The organism is Pseudomonas sp. LB1P83 (assembly GCF_054897885.1).
Genome location: NZ_CM142709.1, coordinates 173,776 through 186,832, shown reverse-complemented (window position 1 = coordinate 186,832; position 13,057 = coordinate 173,776). Strand labels below are relative to the sequence as shown.

At 60.1% G+C, this 13,057-nt stretch carries 10 protein-coding genes; all 10 read right to left on the bottom strand.

Going from position 1 to position 13,057, the window contains the following annotated elements; genetic code table 11:
- Positions 1–56: 56 nt before the first annotated feature.
- The 10 genes from ACYZTY_RS00755 to ACYZTY_RS00710 all read right to left on the bottom strand — a co-directional run bounded on the left by ACYZTY_RS00755 (position 57) and on the right by ACYZTY_RS00710 (position 13,056).
- The gene (locus tag ACYZTY_RS00755) at positions 57–1,991 is read right to left on the bottom strand and encodes a methyl-accepting chemotaxis protein (RefSeq protein ID WP_461956898.1); all 1,935 of its coding nucleotides are present in this window, start codon (positions 1,989–1,991) and stop codon (positions 57–59) included.
- Between the two features lie 150 nt (positions 1,992–2,141).
- A complete protein-coding gene (locus ACYZTY_RS00750) occupies positions 2,142–3,434 on the bottom strand; it encodes an adenylosuccinate synthase (RefSeq protein ID WP_010464193.1) in 1,293 nt (430 codons plus the stop codon).
- Positions 3,435–3,488: 54 nt separating this feature from the next.
- Positions 3,489–4,676, bottom strand: coding sequence for an ATP phosphoribosyltransferase regulatory subunit (locus ACYZTY_RS00745; protein ID WP_461956897.1), 1,188 nt, complete (start codon positions 4,674–4,676; stop codon positions 3,489–3,491).
- A 315-nt stretch (positions 4,677–4,991) separates the two neighbouring features.
- Positions 4,992–5,861 (bottom strand): protease modulator HflC, encoded by an 870-nt coding sequence (hflC, locus tag ACYZTY_RS00740; RefSeq protein ID WP_131058813.1) that lies wholly within the window; start codon positions 5,859–5,861, stop codon positions 4,992–4,994.
- Positions 5,861–7,033 carry an FtsH protease activity modulator HflK gene (hflK, locus tag ACYZTY_RS00735; RefSeq protein WP_131058812.1) on the bottom strand — a complete coding sequence of 391 codons (1,173 nt, stop codon included), beginning with the start codon at positions 7,031–7,033 and terminating at the stop codon, positions 5,861–5,863. The genes hflC and hflK overlap by 1 nt, the downstream gene beginning before the upstream one ends.
- A 96-nt stretch (positions 7,034–7,129) precedes the next feature.
- On the bottom strand, positions 7,130–8,431 hold the full coding sequence (gene hflX, locus ACYZTY_RS00730; protein WP_461956896.1) for a ribosome rescue GTPase HflX: 1,302 nt from the start codon (positions 8,429–8,431) through the stop codon (positions 7,130–7,132).
- A gap of 12 nt (positions 8,432–8,443) precedes the next feature.
- On the bottom strand, positions 8,444–8,704 hold the full coding sequence (hfq, locus tag ACYZTY_RS00725) for an RNA chaperone Hfq (protein ID WP_007902656.1): 261 nt from the start codon (positions 8,702–8,704) through the stop codon (positions 8,444–8,446).
- 94 nt (positions 8,705–8,798) lie between these two features.
- Complete coding sequence (gene miaA / locus ACYZTY_RS00720) at positions 8,799–9,770, bottom strand: tRNA (adenosine(37)-N6)-dimethylallyltransferase MiaA (RefSeq protein WP_461956895.1); 972 nt, start codon at positions 9,768–9,770, stop codon at positions 8,799–8,801.
- Positions 9,770–11,680 (bottom strand): DNA mismatch repair endonuclease MutL, encoded by a 1,911-nt coding sequence (gene mutL / locus ACYZTY_RS00715; RefSeq protein ID WP_461956894.1) that lies wholly within the window; start codon positions 11,678–11,680, stop codon positions 9,770–9,772. Before mutL ends, miaA begins: the two co-directional genes overlap by 1 nt.
- Positions 11,677–13,056, bottom strand: coding sequence for an N-acetylmuramoyl-L-alanine amidase (locus tag ACYZTY_RS00710; protein ID WP_461959228.1), 1,380 nt, complete (start codon positions 13,054–13,056; stop codon positions 11,677–11,679). The genes mutL and ACYZTY_RS00710 overlap by 4 nt, the downstream gene beginning before the upstream one ends.
- Position 13,057: the final 1 nt, after the last annotated feature.

Genomic DNA, 13,057 nt, shown 5'->3' with positions numbered 1-13,057 from the left:
GTCATCCGTAGGAGCGAGGCTTGCCCGCGAAGGCGTCAAACCAACCAATACAAATCCTAAGCCCTGAACTGCCCCAGGCTAGCCTTCAATTGCGCTGCCAAGCCATCCAGCACCTTGCCACTGGCCGTGGTTTCCACCACCGCCTGAGCCGCTTTCTCAGCCTGTGCATGAATGGTCTCAACCCGACCTCTTACCGCTTGCGCGCCTTGCGCCTGATGGGCTGCTGCCTGCGTTGCCAGACCAATCGCCGCATGCACCTGCTCGACCGATGCCTGCACCGATTGCTGCAATCTTGCGCTATCACGCAATACCAGCAAACCTTCATTGGCCTGACGCCCGGCCTGGCCAATCGCGGCCACCGCCTCACGCGCACCTTGCTGCAAGGCCACGATGTGCGCCTGGATGTCGCCGGTAGAACTCTGGGTCTTGCTGGCCAGCGCCCGGACTTCGTCCGCCACCACCGCAAAGCCGCGACCGGTCTCGCCGGCACGCGCCGCTTCGATGGCGGCGTTCAGTGCCAGCAGGTTGGTCTGTTCGGCGATCCCGTGAATCACCGTCAGCACCACTTCAATCTGTTCACTCTGCTGCGCCAGCCGTTCGATGACTTTCGACCCGGTATCGACCTGCCCGGCCAACGCCTCGATCAGGCTGCCGACTTTTGCCGAGGTCCGGGTGTTTTCATCGGTGGCCGAACGAATGTCCACCACCTGCTGCAACGCTGCCTGCATGGCGTGGCTTTCTGACTGCGCTTCATCCGCCATCTGCGACAACGCGCGCAGGCTCTCGGCCACTTCATCGCGCTGCATGCCCGCCGCTTTATCGGCTCCAGCATTGCGCAGGGTCATGGCGCCGATTTCCACACCGGTGCGCTGAGCCACATCGCCCGCTTCGCGCACGATTGGCTGCAACTTATCCACAAAGCGGTTGACCGCCGCGGCCATGTCGCCGATTTCGTCTTTGCTGTTGATCTGCACACGCTTGGTCAGGTCACCCTCACCCGCCGCCAGGTCATCCATCGCGGCGATGAGCAATTTCAAGCGATTGACCACTCGACGGCCCAACACCACAGCGAGCAACAGCAGCACACCGCAACCGACCAACGCCAGGAACATCCCGATGCGCCAGCGCAACGTCGACGCCGCTTCCTGCACGGTGCTGGTGGTGTTGGCCTTCATTTCCGACGCCGTGGCCTGCGCGGACGTCAGACGCGCACGCATCGCGGTGGCGCTGTCGGCAGCCGCGCCTTTGAGGCTGTCGCCGACCAGTTGATCACCACTGGCGATCAGCGCCGCAAAACGTTTATCCAGGGCTGCCAGATCGGTTTCCACCGAAGCGGTGGAGACGCCCATCAAGACCTTGCCGATTTCCACGCCGTTGGGGTTGATCGAGGCTTCGAGGTAGTAGACCGACGGATCGTTCTTCGCCGCATCCAGCACCTTGTCCAGCGCCCGTTCGCCCTGGCCTTTCTCCAGAAGCGCCTTGTTGATCGGGTTTTCGCGGTTGAGGTAACGCGTCAGGTGCTGACCCGTCGCATCGTCATACACCACGAACAACACGTTGGGATTGCGCTGCGCCCGGCGGGCGAATTCGGACAGGGTTGGAACGTCGCTGTCCCACATGGCGCGCGGGGCGACCGAGGCCAACAGTTGCGCCATGTCGTTGGCCGAATCTTTCAGATCCTTCTCCAACGTTGCACGCAGTTGCACCTGCTCGTCTTTCAATCGCGTAGACAGGCCGGCAGTGAGTCGCTGGCGGGTGCTGGTGGAGAGGTTGTCCAGGCTCGACGTGACTTCACGTCCGGCCTGCTCAAGCTCGCCAGAGAGTTTTTGACTGTCCGCACCCAGGCGCACACCGAGTTCAGCCTCAAGCGCAGTCACTGTGCTCCGAGTCAGGGCGACAGCCACCAGCACCTGCACCAAAAGGGCGATACCAAGGGTAACGAACACAGGCCGCAACAAACGGCTTTGTAACAATGAGAGAACGGCCGACACTTGGAATCCCTCTGCTTTGGCGCCATTAAATTGATGGCGCGCTGGAAGCGATGCTTTTATTCAACATCACAGCAAAGGTCATGCCGTCCGGCAGGCAGAAACGACAAAGGGTCCAATTAAGGACCCTTTGCTTTTTACATCAACGACTTATTAAGCGAACGGGTGACGCAAAACGATGGTTTCGTTGCGGTCCGGGCCCGTCGAAATAATGTCAATCGGCGCACCGACCAACTCTTCAACGCGTTTGATGTAGTTGCGAGCAGCTTGCGGCAGCTCTTCCAGCGTCTTGGCGCCGACGGTGGATTCGGTCCAGCCTGGCATCTCTTCGTACACCGGCTCCAGGCCGATGTAGCTGTCGGCGTCAGTCGGTGCGTCGATCACTGCACCATCCTGGTTCTTGTAGCCAACACAGATGTTGATGGTTTCCAGACCGTCCAGCACGTCCAGCTTGGTCAGGCACAGGCCCGAGATGCTGTTGACGTCGATCGCGCGACGCAGGATGACGGCATCGAACCAGCCGCAACGACGGGCACGGCCGGTGGTAGCACCGAACTCGTGGCCACGCTTGGCCAGGAAGGCGCCAACGTCGTCGAACAGCTCAGTCGGGAACGGACCCGAACCGACGCGAGTGGTGTAAGCCTTGGTGATGCCGAGGATGTAATCCAGGTACATCGGGCCAAACCCCGAACCGGTGGCAATGCCGCCCGCGGTGGTGTTGGAGCTGGTGACGTACGGGTAGGTACCGTGGTCGATGTCCAGCAAGGAGCCTTGGGCGCCTTCGAACATGATGTCTTTGCCAGCGCGACGCAGCTCGTGCAGCTCGGCGGTGACGTCGAGCATCATCGGCTTCAGCAGCTCGGCGTATTCCATGCACTCGTCCAGAGTCTTCTGGAAGTCGATTGCCGGCTCTTTGTAGTAATTGACCAGAACGAAGTTGTGGTAATCCAGCAACTCGCCCAGCTTGGCGGCAAAACGCTCACGGTGGAACAGGTCACCGATGCGCAGGCCGCGACGAGCAACCTTGTCTTCGTAAGCCGGGCCGATGCCGCGACCGGTAGTACCGATCTTCAGCTCGCCACGGGCCTTTTCACGGGCCTGGTCCAGCGCTACGTGGTAGGACAGGATCAGCGGGCAGGACGGGCTGATACGCAGGCGCTCACGCACCGGTACGCCTTTCTCTTCCAGCTTGATGATTTCCCGCAGCAGAGCGTCGGGTGCAACCACCACGCCGTTGCCGATCAGGCACTGCACGCCTTCGCGCAGCACGCCCGACGGGATCAGGTGCAAGACGGTTTTTTCGCCATCGATCACCAGAGTGTGACCAGCGTTGTGGCCACCCTGGTAGCGCACTACGGCGGCAGCATGTTCGGTCAGCAGATCAACGATCTTGCCTTTGCCCTCATCACCCCATTGGGTGCCCAGGACTACGACATTCTTACCCATAACACTTGTCCTCATTCGCGCAAACTTGGTGCCGGCCGCAGCCGGCGGGAAAACTCAAGAAGCCAGTGGCGATACTTGCCAAAGCCCGTTCTGCTGAATCAATTGCCGGTCGCAGTCCGCTTCACGGGCGGCGGCCAAAGGTTGTCCAGGCAACGCCTGAACGACACGCTGACCCTCACTGCGCAACTGGCAAACCTGCTGCCAGAGTGCCGCATCCGTACTGTCAGGCATCCAGATACCGCCAGACGGTAGCTCGATCTCAGCACGCCCCAGGGTCACCAGGGTTTTCAAATCGGTAGAGAAGCCGGTTGCCGGACGTGCGCGACCGAAGTCGGCGCCGATGTCGTCGTAACGACCGCCCTGAGCGATGGACTGACCAACACCCGGCACGAACACCGCGAACACTACACCAGTGTGGTAGTGGTAGCCGCGCAACTCGCCCAGATCGAAGTAAAGCGGTAAATCCGGAAAACGCGTGGACAGACGCTCGGCAATCGCCAGCAAATCGTCCAGCGCCGCCAGAACAGGCGCCGGTGCTTTCGCCAGACGCTCGCGGGCAGCGTCCAATACTTCGCGACCGCCACACAAACCGACCAACGCTCGCAGCATGCCCGACAGATCGGCAGGCAAGCCTTCGGTCAAGGTAATGACCTCGTCGATCGCCTTGCGTTGCAACGCATCGAACAACTGCTGTTCAACTTCACCGGACAAACCGGCCGCACGGGCCAGGCCGCGGTAGATGCCAACATGACCGAGGTCCATGTGCACATCCGGCACATCGGCCAGTTGCAGCATGGCCAGCATCAGGCTGATGACTTCCACGTCGCTGCTCGGGCTGGCATCGCCGTACAACTCGGCGCCCAGCTGGATCGGGCTGCGCGAGGACGACAAGGCGCGGGGCTGGGCATGCAGCACGCTGCCGGCATAGCACAGACGGCTCGGACCTTCGCGACGCAGGGTGTGCGCATCGATGCGCGCCACTTGCGGCGTGATGTCGGCACGAAAGCCCATCTGCCGGCCCGATTGCGGGTCGATGACCTTGAAGGTACGCAGATCGAGGTCCGAGCCCGCGCCGGTCAGCAGGGATTCCAGGTACTCGATATGGGGAGTCACGACAAACTCGTAACCCCAGCTCTGGAACAGATCCAACACCTGACGACGCGCTACTTCAATGCGCGCCGCCTCTGGTGGCAGTACTTCTTCGATGCCATCTGGCAGCAGCCAGCGGTCTACCGTTGCCATTACGCCATTCCCCTATGATCCGGGCGGCCAGCCGTTGGGCGAGCCTTGAGTGAAGCAGAAAATGATCGGCTCATGTGCAAACCACGCGCATAAACAACGTGGCGAAAAGCCTGAAACCGGCTTCGCCCACCACTTTCCTCGAAAAACCTGTCGAGTCATTCAACTCGCACATCTGCATAAAAACAGCAATCAAACGTGCAGACGCAAAAAAGCCGGGAATTTCCCGGCTGCCGCATCATACACACGTTTTCCCAAAGGATCACCCCGCCCGAGGCTTTAGCCGCCAGGCGGGGGATGATTCAGGTCAACGTCGTATCAAGGCTTGGCTTTTTCCAGGTAACGGAAGAAGTCGCTGCTTGGGTCAAGGACCATGACGTCGGATTTGTTCGCGAAGCTTTCACGGTAGGCACGCAGGCTACGGTAGAAACCGTAGAACTCCTGGTCCTGGCCGTAGGCCTTGGAGTAGATCGCAGCAGCCTGGGCATCACCGTCACCGCGAACCTCTTCGGATTCACGATAGGCTTCAGCCAGCAGCACGCGGCGTTGACGATCGGCGTCGGCACGGATGCCTTCTGCCAGTTCGTTACCCTTGGCGCGGTGCTCGCGAGCTTCACGCTCACGCTCGGAGCTCATACGCTCGAACACACTGCGGTTCACTTCTTTCGGCAGATCGATGGCCTTGACCCGGACATCGACTACTTCGATGCCCAGCTCTTTTTCCGCCATCTTGTTCAGCGAAGCCGTGATGTCGGTCATCAGCGCGTCGCGCTCACCGGAAACCACTTCGTGCAGCGTGCGCTTACCGAACTGGTCACGAAGGCCGGATTCCAGACGACGGGAAAGACGCTCGTCGGCAATCTGCTTGAGGCCGGAGGTCGCGGTGTAGTAACGCTCAGCGTCCTTCACGCGCCACTTGGCGTAGGCATCGACCATCACGGCTTTCTTTTCCAGCGTCAGGAAGCGTTGCGTCGGTGCATCCAGCGTCATCAGGCGTGCGTCGAATTTGCGCACCTGGTTAACGTAAGGCACTTTCACATGCAGGCCTGGCTGGACATCAGCCTGAACCACGCGACCGAACTGCAGCAGCACCGCACGCTCGGTCTGAGCCACGATGTAGAAGCAGTTCCAGGCAGCGATGGCCACGACGACGCCGACAATAAGGGCGATCAGCGATTTATTGCTCATCAGCGACTCTCCCTGGTACGTGCTGGCTGTTGCTGCAGATCAGCTGCCGCACGCGCGCTCGCTTCATTGCTGGTGGCTGCCGCGCCGGTCACAGAAGTGCCGGTGCTACGACCACTCTCGACCATTTTGTCCAGCGGCAAGTACAGCAGATTGCTCTGGCCATTCTTGTTGCCGGTCACGAGAACCTTGCTGGTGTTGCTGAAGACTTCCTGCATGGTGTCCAGGTACAGACGCTCGCGGGTGACTTCAGGTGCCTTGCGGTACTCGGCGACCAGCTTGGTGAAGCGATCGGCCTCACCCTTGGCGCGCGAGACGGTTTCGTCACGGTAACCATTGGCATCTTCGATTATGCGCTGGGCCTGACCACGGGCTTCCGGCACGACGCCGTTGGCGTAGGTTTCAGCCTGGTTGCGCGAACGCTGCTCGTCTTCACGGGCGCGGATGACGTCATCGAAAGCTTCCTGTACTTCACGCGGTGCCGCTGCGCTCTGTACGTTAACCTGAGTGACGGTGATACCGGTGCGATAGGTATCCATGAAGCGTTGCAGACGCTCCTTGATTTCGCTGGCCATCAATTCACGACCTTCGGTCAACACCTGGTCCATCGCGGTGGAACCCACCACATGGCGCAAGGCACTTTCGGTCGCGTGCTGCAGGCTGATTTCAGGCTGGTCGACGCTCAGCACGAAGTCCTGCAGATTGCTGATCTTGTACTGCACGGTCAGCGGCACTTCGACGATGTTCTCGTCTTCAGTCAGCATTTGACCCTGCTTGGTATAGGCACGCTCACGCGTGACGTTTTCCAGGTACTTGCGATCAAGCGGCGGAAAATAGATGTTCAGGCCCGGGCCGACGGTTTCGTAGTACTTGCCGAAGCGCAGCACAACGGCTTGCTCCTGCTCGTCGACTACGTAGACCGCGCTGTACAGCCAAACAGCTGCCAGCACGACAAGGCCGATGCCAAGAATGCCGCCGAAGCCGCCACTCTTGCCCGAACCACCGCCGTCATCACCACGTTTCTTACCACCACCGAACAACCCGTTCAGGCTTTCCTGCAGCTTTCGGAAGGCCTCGTCGAGATCCGGTGGTCCCTTGCGGTCGCCGTTATTGCGGCGCTTGCCACCCCAAGGATCCTGATTATTCGAGTTGCCACCCGGCTCATTCCAAGCCATAGCGCTCTCCATCTGATAAAGCAAAGACGCACCCACGGCGCGCCGACCAATGCTACAGAATGCCTGTCACCGCGGCACAACCGCTTTCTCAGGCTTTTATTGCAAAGTGTGTTGCTCGATAAACTCCGTCGGCACAACGCCTTCACGGCTGACCAGTCGATTGAGCTCCGAGCGCGGCAATCTAACGGCCAGCAAGCTGACACCTTCTTCGTCGTGTTCTTCTTTCTGTACCACGCCCAGTTCAAAAAACTGTGCACGCAGTCGCGCAAAACGCTGAGGCAAGCGCAAGGTACCGATAAACAAATCACCGCCCAACAACTCGGCAATGGCTTGCTCAAGCAATTCCAGACCACTGCCATCACGCGCCGAAAGCCAGACCCTTTGAGGCTTGCCGTTTTCGTCACGCTGGATTTGTGGCTCAACGCCTTCAAGCAAATCGAGTTTGTTATAGACCTCGAGGATCGGCAAGTCCTGGGCACCAATCTCGCCCAACACCACCATTACCTGCTCGATCTGCAACATGCGATCCGGTTCGGCTGCATCAATCACGTGCAACAGCAGGTCGGAGTTGCTCGACTCTTCGAGCGTAGACCGAAATGCCTCGACCAGTTTGTGGGGCAAGTGGCGGATGAAACCCACGGTGTCGGCCAGGACAATCGGCCCCAGGTCGTCCAGTTCCAGACGGCGCAGGGTCGGGTCCAGCGTGGCAAACAACTGGTCAGCCGCGTACACGTCGGATTTCGTCACGTTATTGAAGAGCGTGGATTTACCGGCGTTGGTATACCCCACCAAAGACACGGTAGGGATATCCGCACGCGAACGGCCACGTCGCGACTGTTCGCGCTGGCTGCGCACTTTTTCCAACCGACCCTTGATCTGTCGCAGGCGAACCCGCAGCAAACGGCGGTCGGTTTCCAGTTGGGTTTCACCCGGGCCACGCATGCCGATACCGCCACCTTGACGCTCAAGGTGAGTCCAGCCACGAACCAGCCGGGTGCTCATGTGGTCAAGCTGGGCCAGTTCGACCTGGAGCTTGCCTTCATGGGTACGGGCACGTTGGGCGAAAATATCGAGAATCAGACCGGTGCGGTCGATCACGCGACACTCGAAAACACGTTCGAGGTTACGTTCCTGACTGGGCGTGAGGATGTGATTGAAGATCACCAGATCGGCCTTTTCGGCATGCACCAGGTCGCGTAGTTCCTCGACCTTGCCGCTGCCAATCAGGAATTTGGCGGTTGGCCGATGACGCGGCACGTTAAAAAACGCAACGGTCTCGGCGCCGGCCGAATTAGCCAACTCCTGAAACTCCTGCGGATCTTCGCGCGCCTCAGGGTCCTGTCCATCCAAGTGAACGAGGATGACTCGCTCACCACCACCGTGGCGCTCAAAGAACAAAGGAGACTCCTATCAGGCGTTACCTGGCTCAGCGTCACCTGCTTCGGATTCGGTTGCGCTAGGCAGACGAATTGGACGAACCGGCACCACTGTAGAGATAGCGTGTTTGTAAACCATCTGGCTGACGGTGTTTTTCAGCAGGATAACGAACTGGTCGAAAGACTCGATCGTGCCTTGCAGTTTGATCCCGTTGACCAGGTAGATGGACACCCCAACTTTCTCTTTACGTAAAGTATTCAAGTAAGGGTCTTGTAGCGAATGCCCTTTTGACATGTGCCGCACTCCTTTAAGGATTCAATATAAAAAATAGGTAAACAGATGGCTTGTGGCCGTCACACCCCCAAGGATAGACGGCAATTGCAAGGACTCAGCTCAATATGGAGATGGTCCCCAGGTATTTCAAGGCGCGCGGCAGATTGTCGCAATCCAGGCTGTCCAGCCAGTGTAAATCAGCCCAACTGCGCAGCCAGGTGAACTGACGCTTTGCCAATTGGCGCGTGGCAATGATTCCACGCTCCTGCATCTCGGCTTGTGTCAGCTTGCCATCCAGGTAGTCCCAGACTTGTCGGTAGCCTACCGCACGTATAGACGGCAACCCTGAATGCAGGTCACTCCGTTTACGCAGGGCTACGACCTCGTCAATGAATCCCTGTTCCAACATAACTGTGAATCTTTGTTTAATTCGCTCGTGCAGTACCTGGCGATTTGCCGGAGCAATGGCCAAGTTCGCGACAGTATAGGGCAATTGTTGCAGTCCCGAAGCGGCTGCTTCAGTACTTTGCGCACTTTGTCTCAGTCGCAGCTCGGTCATGCTCTGACCGCTGACGCGATAAACTTCCAGCGCTCGACTGAGTCGCTGCGGATCGTTCGGATGAATACGTGCAGCAGAAACCGGATCAATGACCGCCAACTGGTCGTGCAAGGCTTGCCAGCCAAGGCGTTCAGCCTCTTCTTCAATTTGCGCGCGAACCTCGGGATCGGCCGCCGGCATTTCTGCCAGGCCTTCGACCAAAGCCTTGTAGTAGAGCATCGTGCCGCCTACAAGCAGCGGAATTTTGCCTCTCGAAGTGATCTCGGCCATGGCTTCCAGCGCATCGCGACGGAAATCGGCGGCCGAATAGCTCTCGGCCGGGTCGAGAATATCGATCAACCGGTGCGGAAACTCGGCCAGAATCTCTTTCGAGGGTTTGGCGGTGCCGATGTCCATGCCGCGATAGACCAGCGCCGAATCGACACTGATCAGCTCGCAAGGCAGGACCTTGGTCAGCTCGATGGCCAGATCAGTCTTGCCCGCTGCGGTCGGGCCCATCAGGAAAATCGCAGGTGGGAGCTGGCTCATCAACGACCGCGCAAGAACAGTTTGTCCAGATCGTCCAGACCCAGTTGGGTCCAGGTCGGTCGGCCATGGTTGCATTGACCGCTGCGCTCGGTGTTTTCCATGTCCCGCAGCAGACCGTTCATTTCCGGCAACGCCAAACGCCGATTCGCCCGGATCGCGCCGTGACAGGCCATGGTGCCGAGCAATTCGTTGAGATGAGCCTGAATGCGGTCACTGGTGCCGTATTCCATCAGATCGGCCAGAACATCGCTGACCAAGCGGTTGGCTTCCGCCTGCTTGAGCAACGCCGGAATTTGTCGGATCGCCAGCGTTTCCGGGCCCAAACGCTGCAACTCAAAGCCAAGGCGCTGGAACCATGCGACGTTTTCTTCGGCGCAATCGCCTTCGCGCTCGCTCACCGCCAACGATTCCGGGACCAACAGCGGCTGGCCGCTCAGGCCTTCGCTGGCCATGGCGATCTTCAGGCGCTCGTACATGATCCGCTCGTGGGCGGCGTGCATGTCCACCAGCACCAGGCCCTGGGCGTTTTCAGAAAGAATGTAGATGCCTTTGAGCTGCGCCAAAGCGTAACCCAACGGTGGAATATCGTCCTGCCCGGCTGGAAGTGCAGCAGCGTTAGCTTCAGGCAGCGGCGCAAAAAACTCCTTGTACGCAGCCTGAGCCTCAGCCGCCGGCACGCCGGACTGAGGGCGCGGCGTGTACTGATACTGATAACCCGCGCCTGCGCCCGAGCCCGCCGCGGTGTTGAACGACGGCTGCGCCTGGGGCTGCTCCAGCAACGCATTGGCTGCAAGGCGCATTTCGCCCTGTGGACCGAACTCGCCGGCATCGATACCGGACGGGCGAACATTCGCCGTCGCAACAGTCGCAGCCAAATGATCATCCGGCCGCACATCACCCAAGGCGCGGTGCAAGGTGCCGTAGAGGAAATCGTGAACCATGCGCCCGTCACGGAAACGCACTTCGTGCTTGGTCGGGTGCACGTTGACGTCGACACCGGCCGGATCGACCTCGAAAAACAGCACGAACGTCGGGTGCCGGCCATTGAACAGCACGTCGCGATACGCCTGGCGCACCGCGTGGGCCACCAGTTTGTCGCGCACGGCACGGCCGTTCACAAAGAAATACTGCAAATCCGCCTGACTGCGGTTGAACGTCGGCAACCCGACCCAACCCCACAAATGCAGGCCGTTGCGCTCGATTTCGATCGGCAGCGCCTGCTCGAGGAAACCCGAGCCGCAGATGGCCGCCACTCGCCGCGCGCGAGCTGCGTCGTCATGGGCTTCGTGCAGGCTGAGGATGGTTTTGCCGTTGTGACGCAAATGGAACGCCACGTCGAAACGCGCCAACGCCAGACGTTTGATCACTTCTTGCAGGTGATCGAATTCGGTTTTTTCGGTCTTGAGGAATTTGCGCCGTGCCGGGGTGTTGAAGAACAGGTCGCGCACTTCAACCGAGGTGCCCACCGGGTGGGCCGCGGGTTGGACGCGAGGCGCCATGTCCCGACCTTCGGTCTCGACCTGCCAGGCCTGATCGGCATCCTTGGTGCGGGACGTCAGGGTCAGACGCGCCACGGAGCTGATCGAAGCGAGGGCTTCACCACGAAACCCGAGGCTCATGACCTGTTCGAGGTCTTCGAGGTTGCGGATCTTGCTGGTGGCGTGTCGCGCCAGGGCCAGCGGCAGGTCATCGGCAGAAATGCCGCTGCCGTCATCCCGCACCCGCAGCAGTTTGACGCCGCCCTGCTCCACATCGACATCGATGCGCCTGGCGCCGGAGTCGAGGCTGTTTTCCAGCAACTCCTTGATCACCGAGGCCGGGCGCTCAACCACCTCACCGGCGGCAATCTGGTTCGCCAGTCGCGGGCTGAGCAGCTCGATGCGAGCCGTATTGGTCAGCACCTGGTTCATTCTTTGGACGCCAGTTCAGTGCCGGGAATGGTCAGGTTCTGACCGATTTTCAGCTCGTCGCTTTGCAGGTTATTGGCGCTGCGCAAGGTGGCCGGAGACACCTGATAACGCACGGCAATCATCGCCAGCGTCTCGCCCGGGTTCACCCGATGGTCACGTGGACCCTGGGCGATTTTGCCGGAATCACGCAACCAGGCGATGTAGGTGCCTGGCGGAGGGTTCTGCTGGAAGAACTGGCGCACGCCGCTGCTGATCGAACGCGCCAGCGCCTGCTGGTGGTTTGCTGCAGCCAGCTTGGAAGCTTCGTTGGCGTTGGAGATGAACCCGGTTTCCACCAGGATCGATGGAATGTCCGGCGACTTCAGCACCATGAACCCGGCCTGCTCCACGCGCTGTTTGTGCAGCGGCGTGACGCGGCCGATGTTGCTCAAGACTTTTTGGCCAACGTTCAGGCTGGATGTCAGGGAGGCGGTCATCGACAAATCGAGGAGCACGCCAGCAAGCATTCGGTCCTTGTCGTCGAGGCTGACGTTGCCGGCACCGCCGATCAAGTCGGAACGGTTTTCGCTGTCGGCCAGCCAACGGGCGGTCTCCGAGGTGGCGCCGCGATCAGACAAGGCGAACACCGATGCACCGAACGCAGCAGCCGAAGGCGCGGCATCGGCGTGGATCGACACGAACAGGTCGGCGCCTTTTTTGCGGGCGATTTCGGTACGGCCGCGCAACGGAATGAAGTAGTCGCCGGTACGGGTCAGTTCGGCGCGGAAGCCTTTCATGCCGTTGACCTGGCGTTGCAGCTCGCGGGCGATGGCCAGCACCACGTCTTTTTCACGCTGACCGCGAGAGCCCGAGGCACCCGGGTCTTCGCCGCCGTGACCGGCGTCGATCACGACGATGATGTCACGCTTGCCGGCCGGCGCGGGCGGCAGTTTGACCGGGGGATCGATCGGGGTGACAGGCACCGGTGCGACGGTCGCGACGTTGGTCGGCGCAGGAATCGGCGCGGCATCGGCGGCGTTATCGAACAAGTCGACCACCAGGCGATTGCCGTACTGGGCGTTTGGCGCCAGGGTAAAACTTTTTGGCGTGACGGCTTTTTTCAGGTCGATGACCACCCGCAGATCGGTCGGCGTGCGTTGAGCCGAGCGCATGGCAGTGATCGGGCTATTGGCGCTGTTGACGTTCAACGGCGCACCCAGGGTGGCGCCATTGATGTCGATCACCAGCCGATCAGGTGCGGTCAGGGTGAACACGCTGTGTTGCACCGGCCCGGACAAGTCGAACACCAGCCGCGTGTTGTCCGGCGCCCGCCACAGGCGAACGCTGTTGACCTTTGTCTCGGCCACAGCGTCGACGGTCACCGCCAAAAACAACATC

Bases quoted from the DNA above. Each gene is read 5' to 3' on its own strand.
- ACYZTY_RS00750 (WP_010464193.1), bottom strand. From the start codon at position 3,434: ATGGGTAAGAATGTCGTAGTCCTGGGCACCCAATGGGGTGATGAGGGC.
- ACYZTY_RS00745 (WP_461956897.1), bottom strand. From the start codon at position 4,676: ATGGCAACGGTAGACCGCTGGCTGCTGCCAGATGGCATCGAAGAAGTA.
- hflC (WP_131058813.1), bottom strand. From the start codon at position 5,861: ATGAGCAATAAATCGCTGATCGCCCTTATTGTCGGCGTCGTCGTGGCC.
- hflK (WP_131058812.1), bottom strand. From the start codon at position 7,033: ATGGCTTGGAATGAGCCGGGTGGCAACTCGAATAATCAGGATCCTTGG.
- hfq (WP_007902656.1), bottom strand. From the start codon at position 8,704: ATGTCAAAAGGGCATTCGCTACAAGACCCTTACTTGAATACTTTACGT.
- miaA (WP_461956895.1), bottom strand. From the start codon at position 9,770: ATGAGCCAGCTCCCACCTGCGATTTTCCTGATGGGCCCGACCGCAGCG.
- mutL (WP_461956894.1), bottom strand. From the start codon at position 11,680: ATGAACCAGGTGCTGACCAATACGGCTCGCATCGAGCTGCTCAGCCCG.
- ACYZTY_RS00710 (WP_461959228.1), bottom strand. From the start codon at position 13,056: ATGTTGTTTTTGGCGGTGACCGTCGACGCTGTGGCCGAGACAAAGGTC.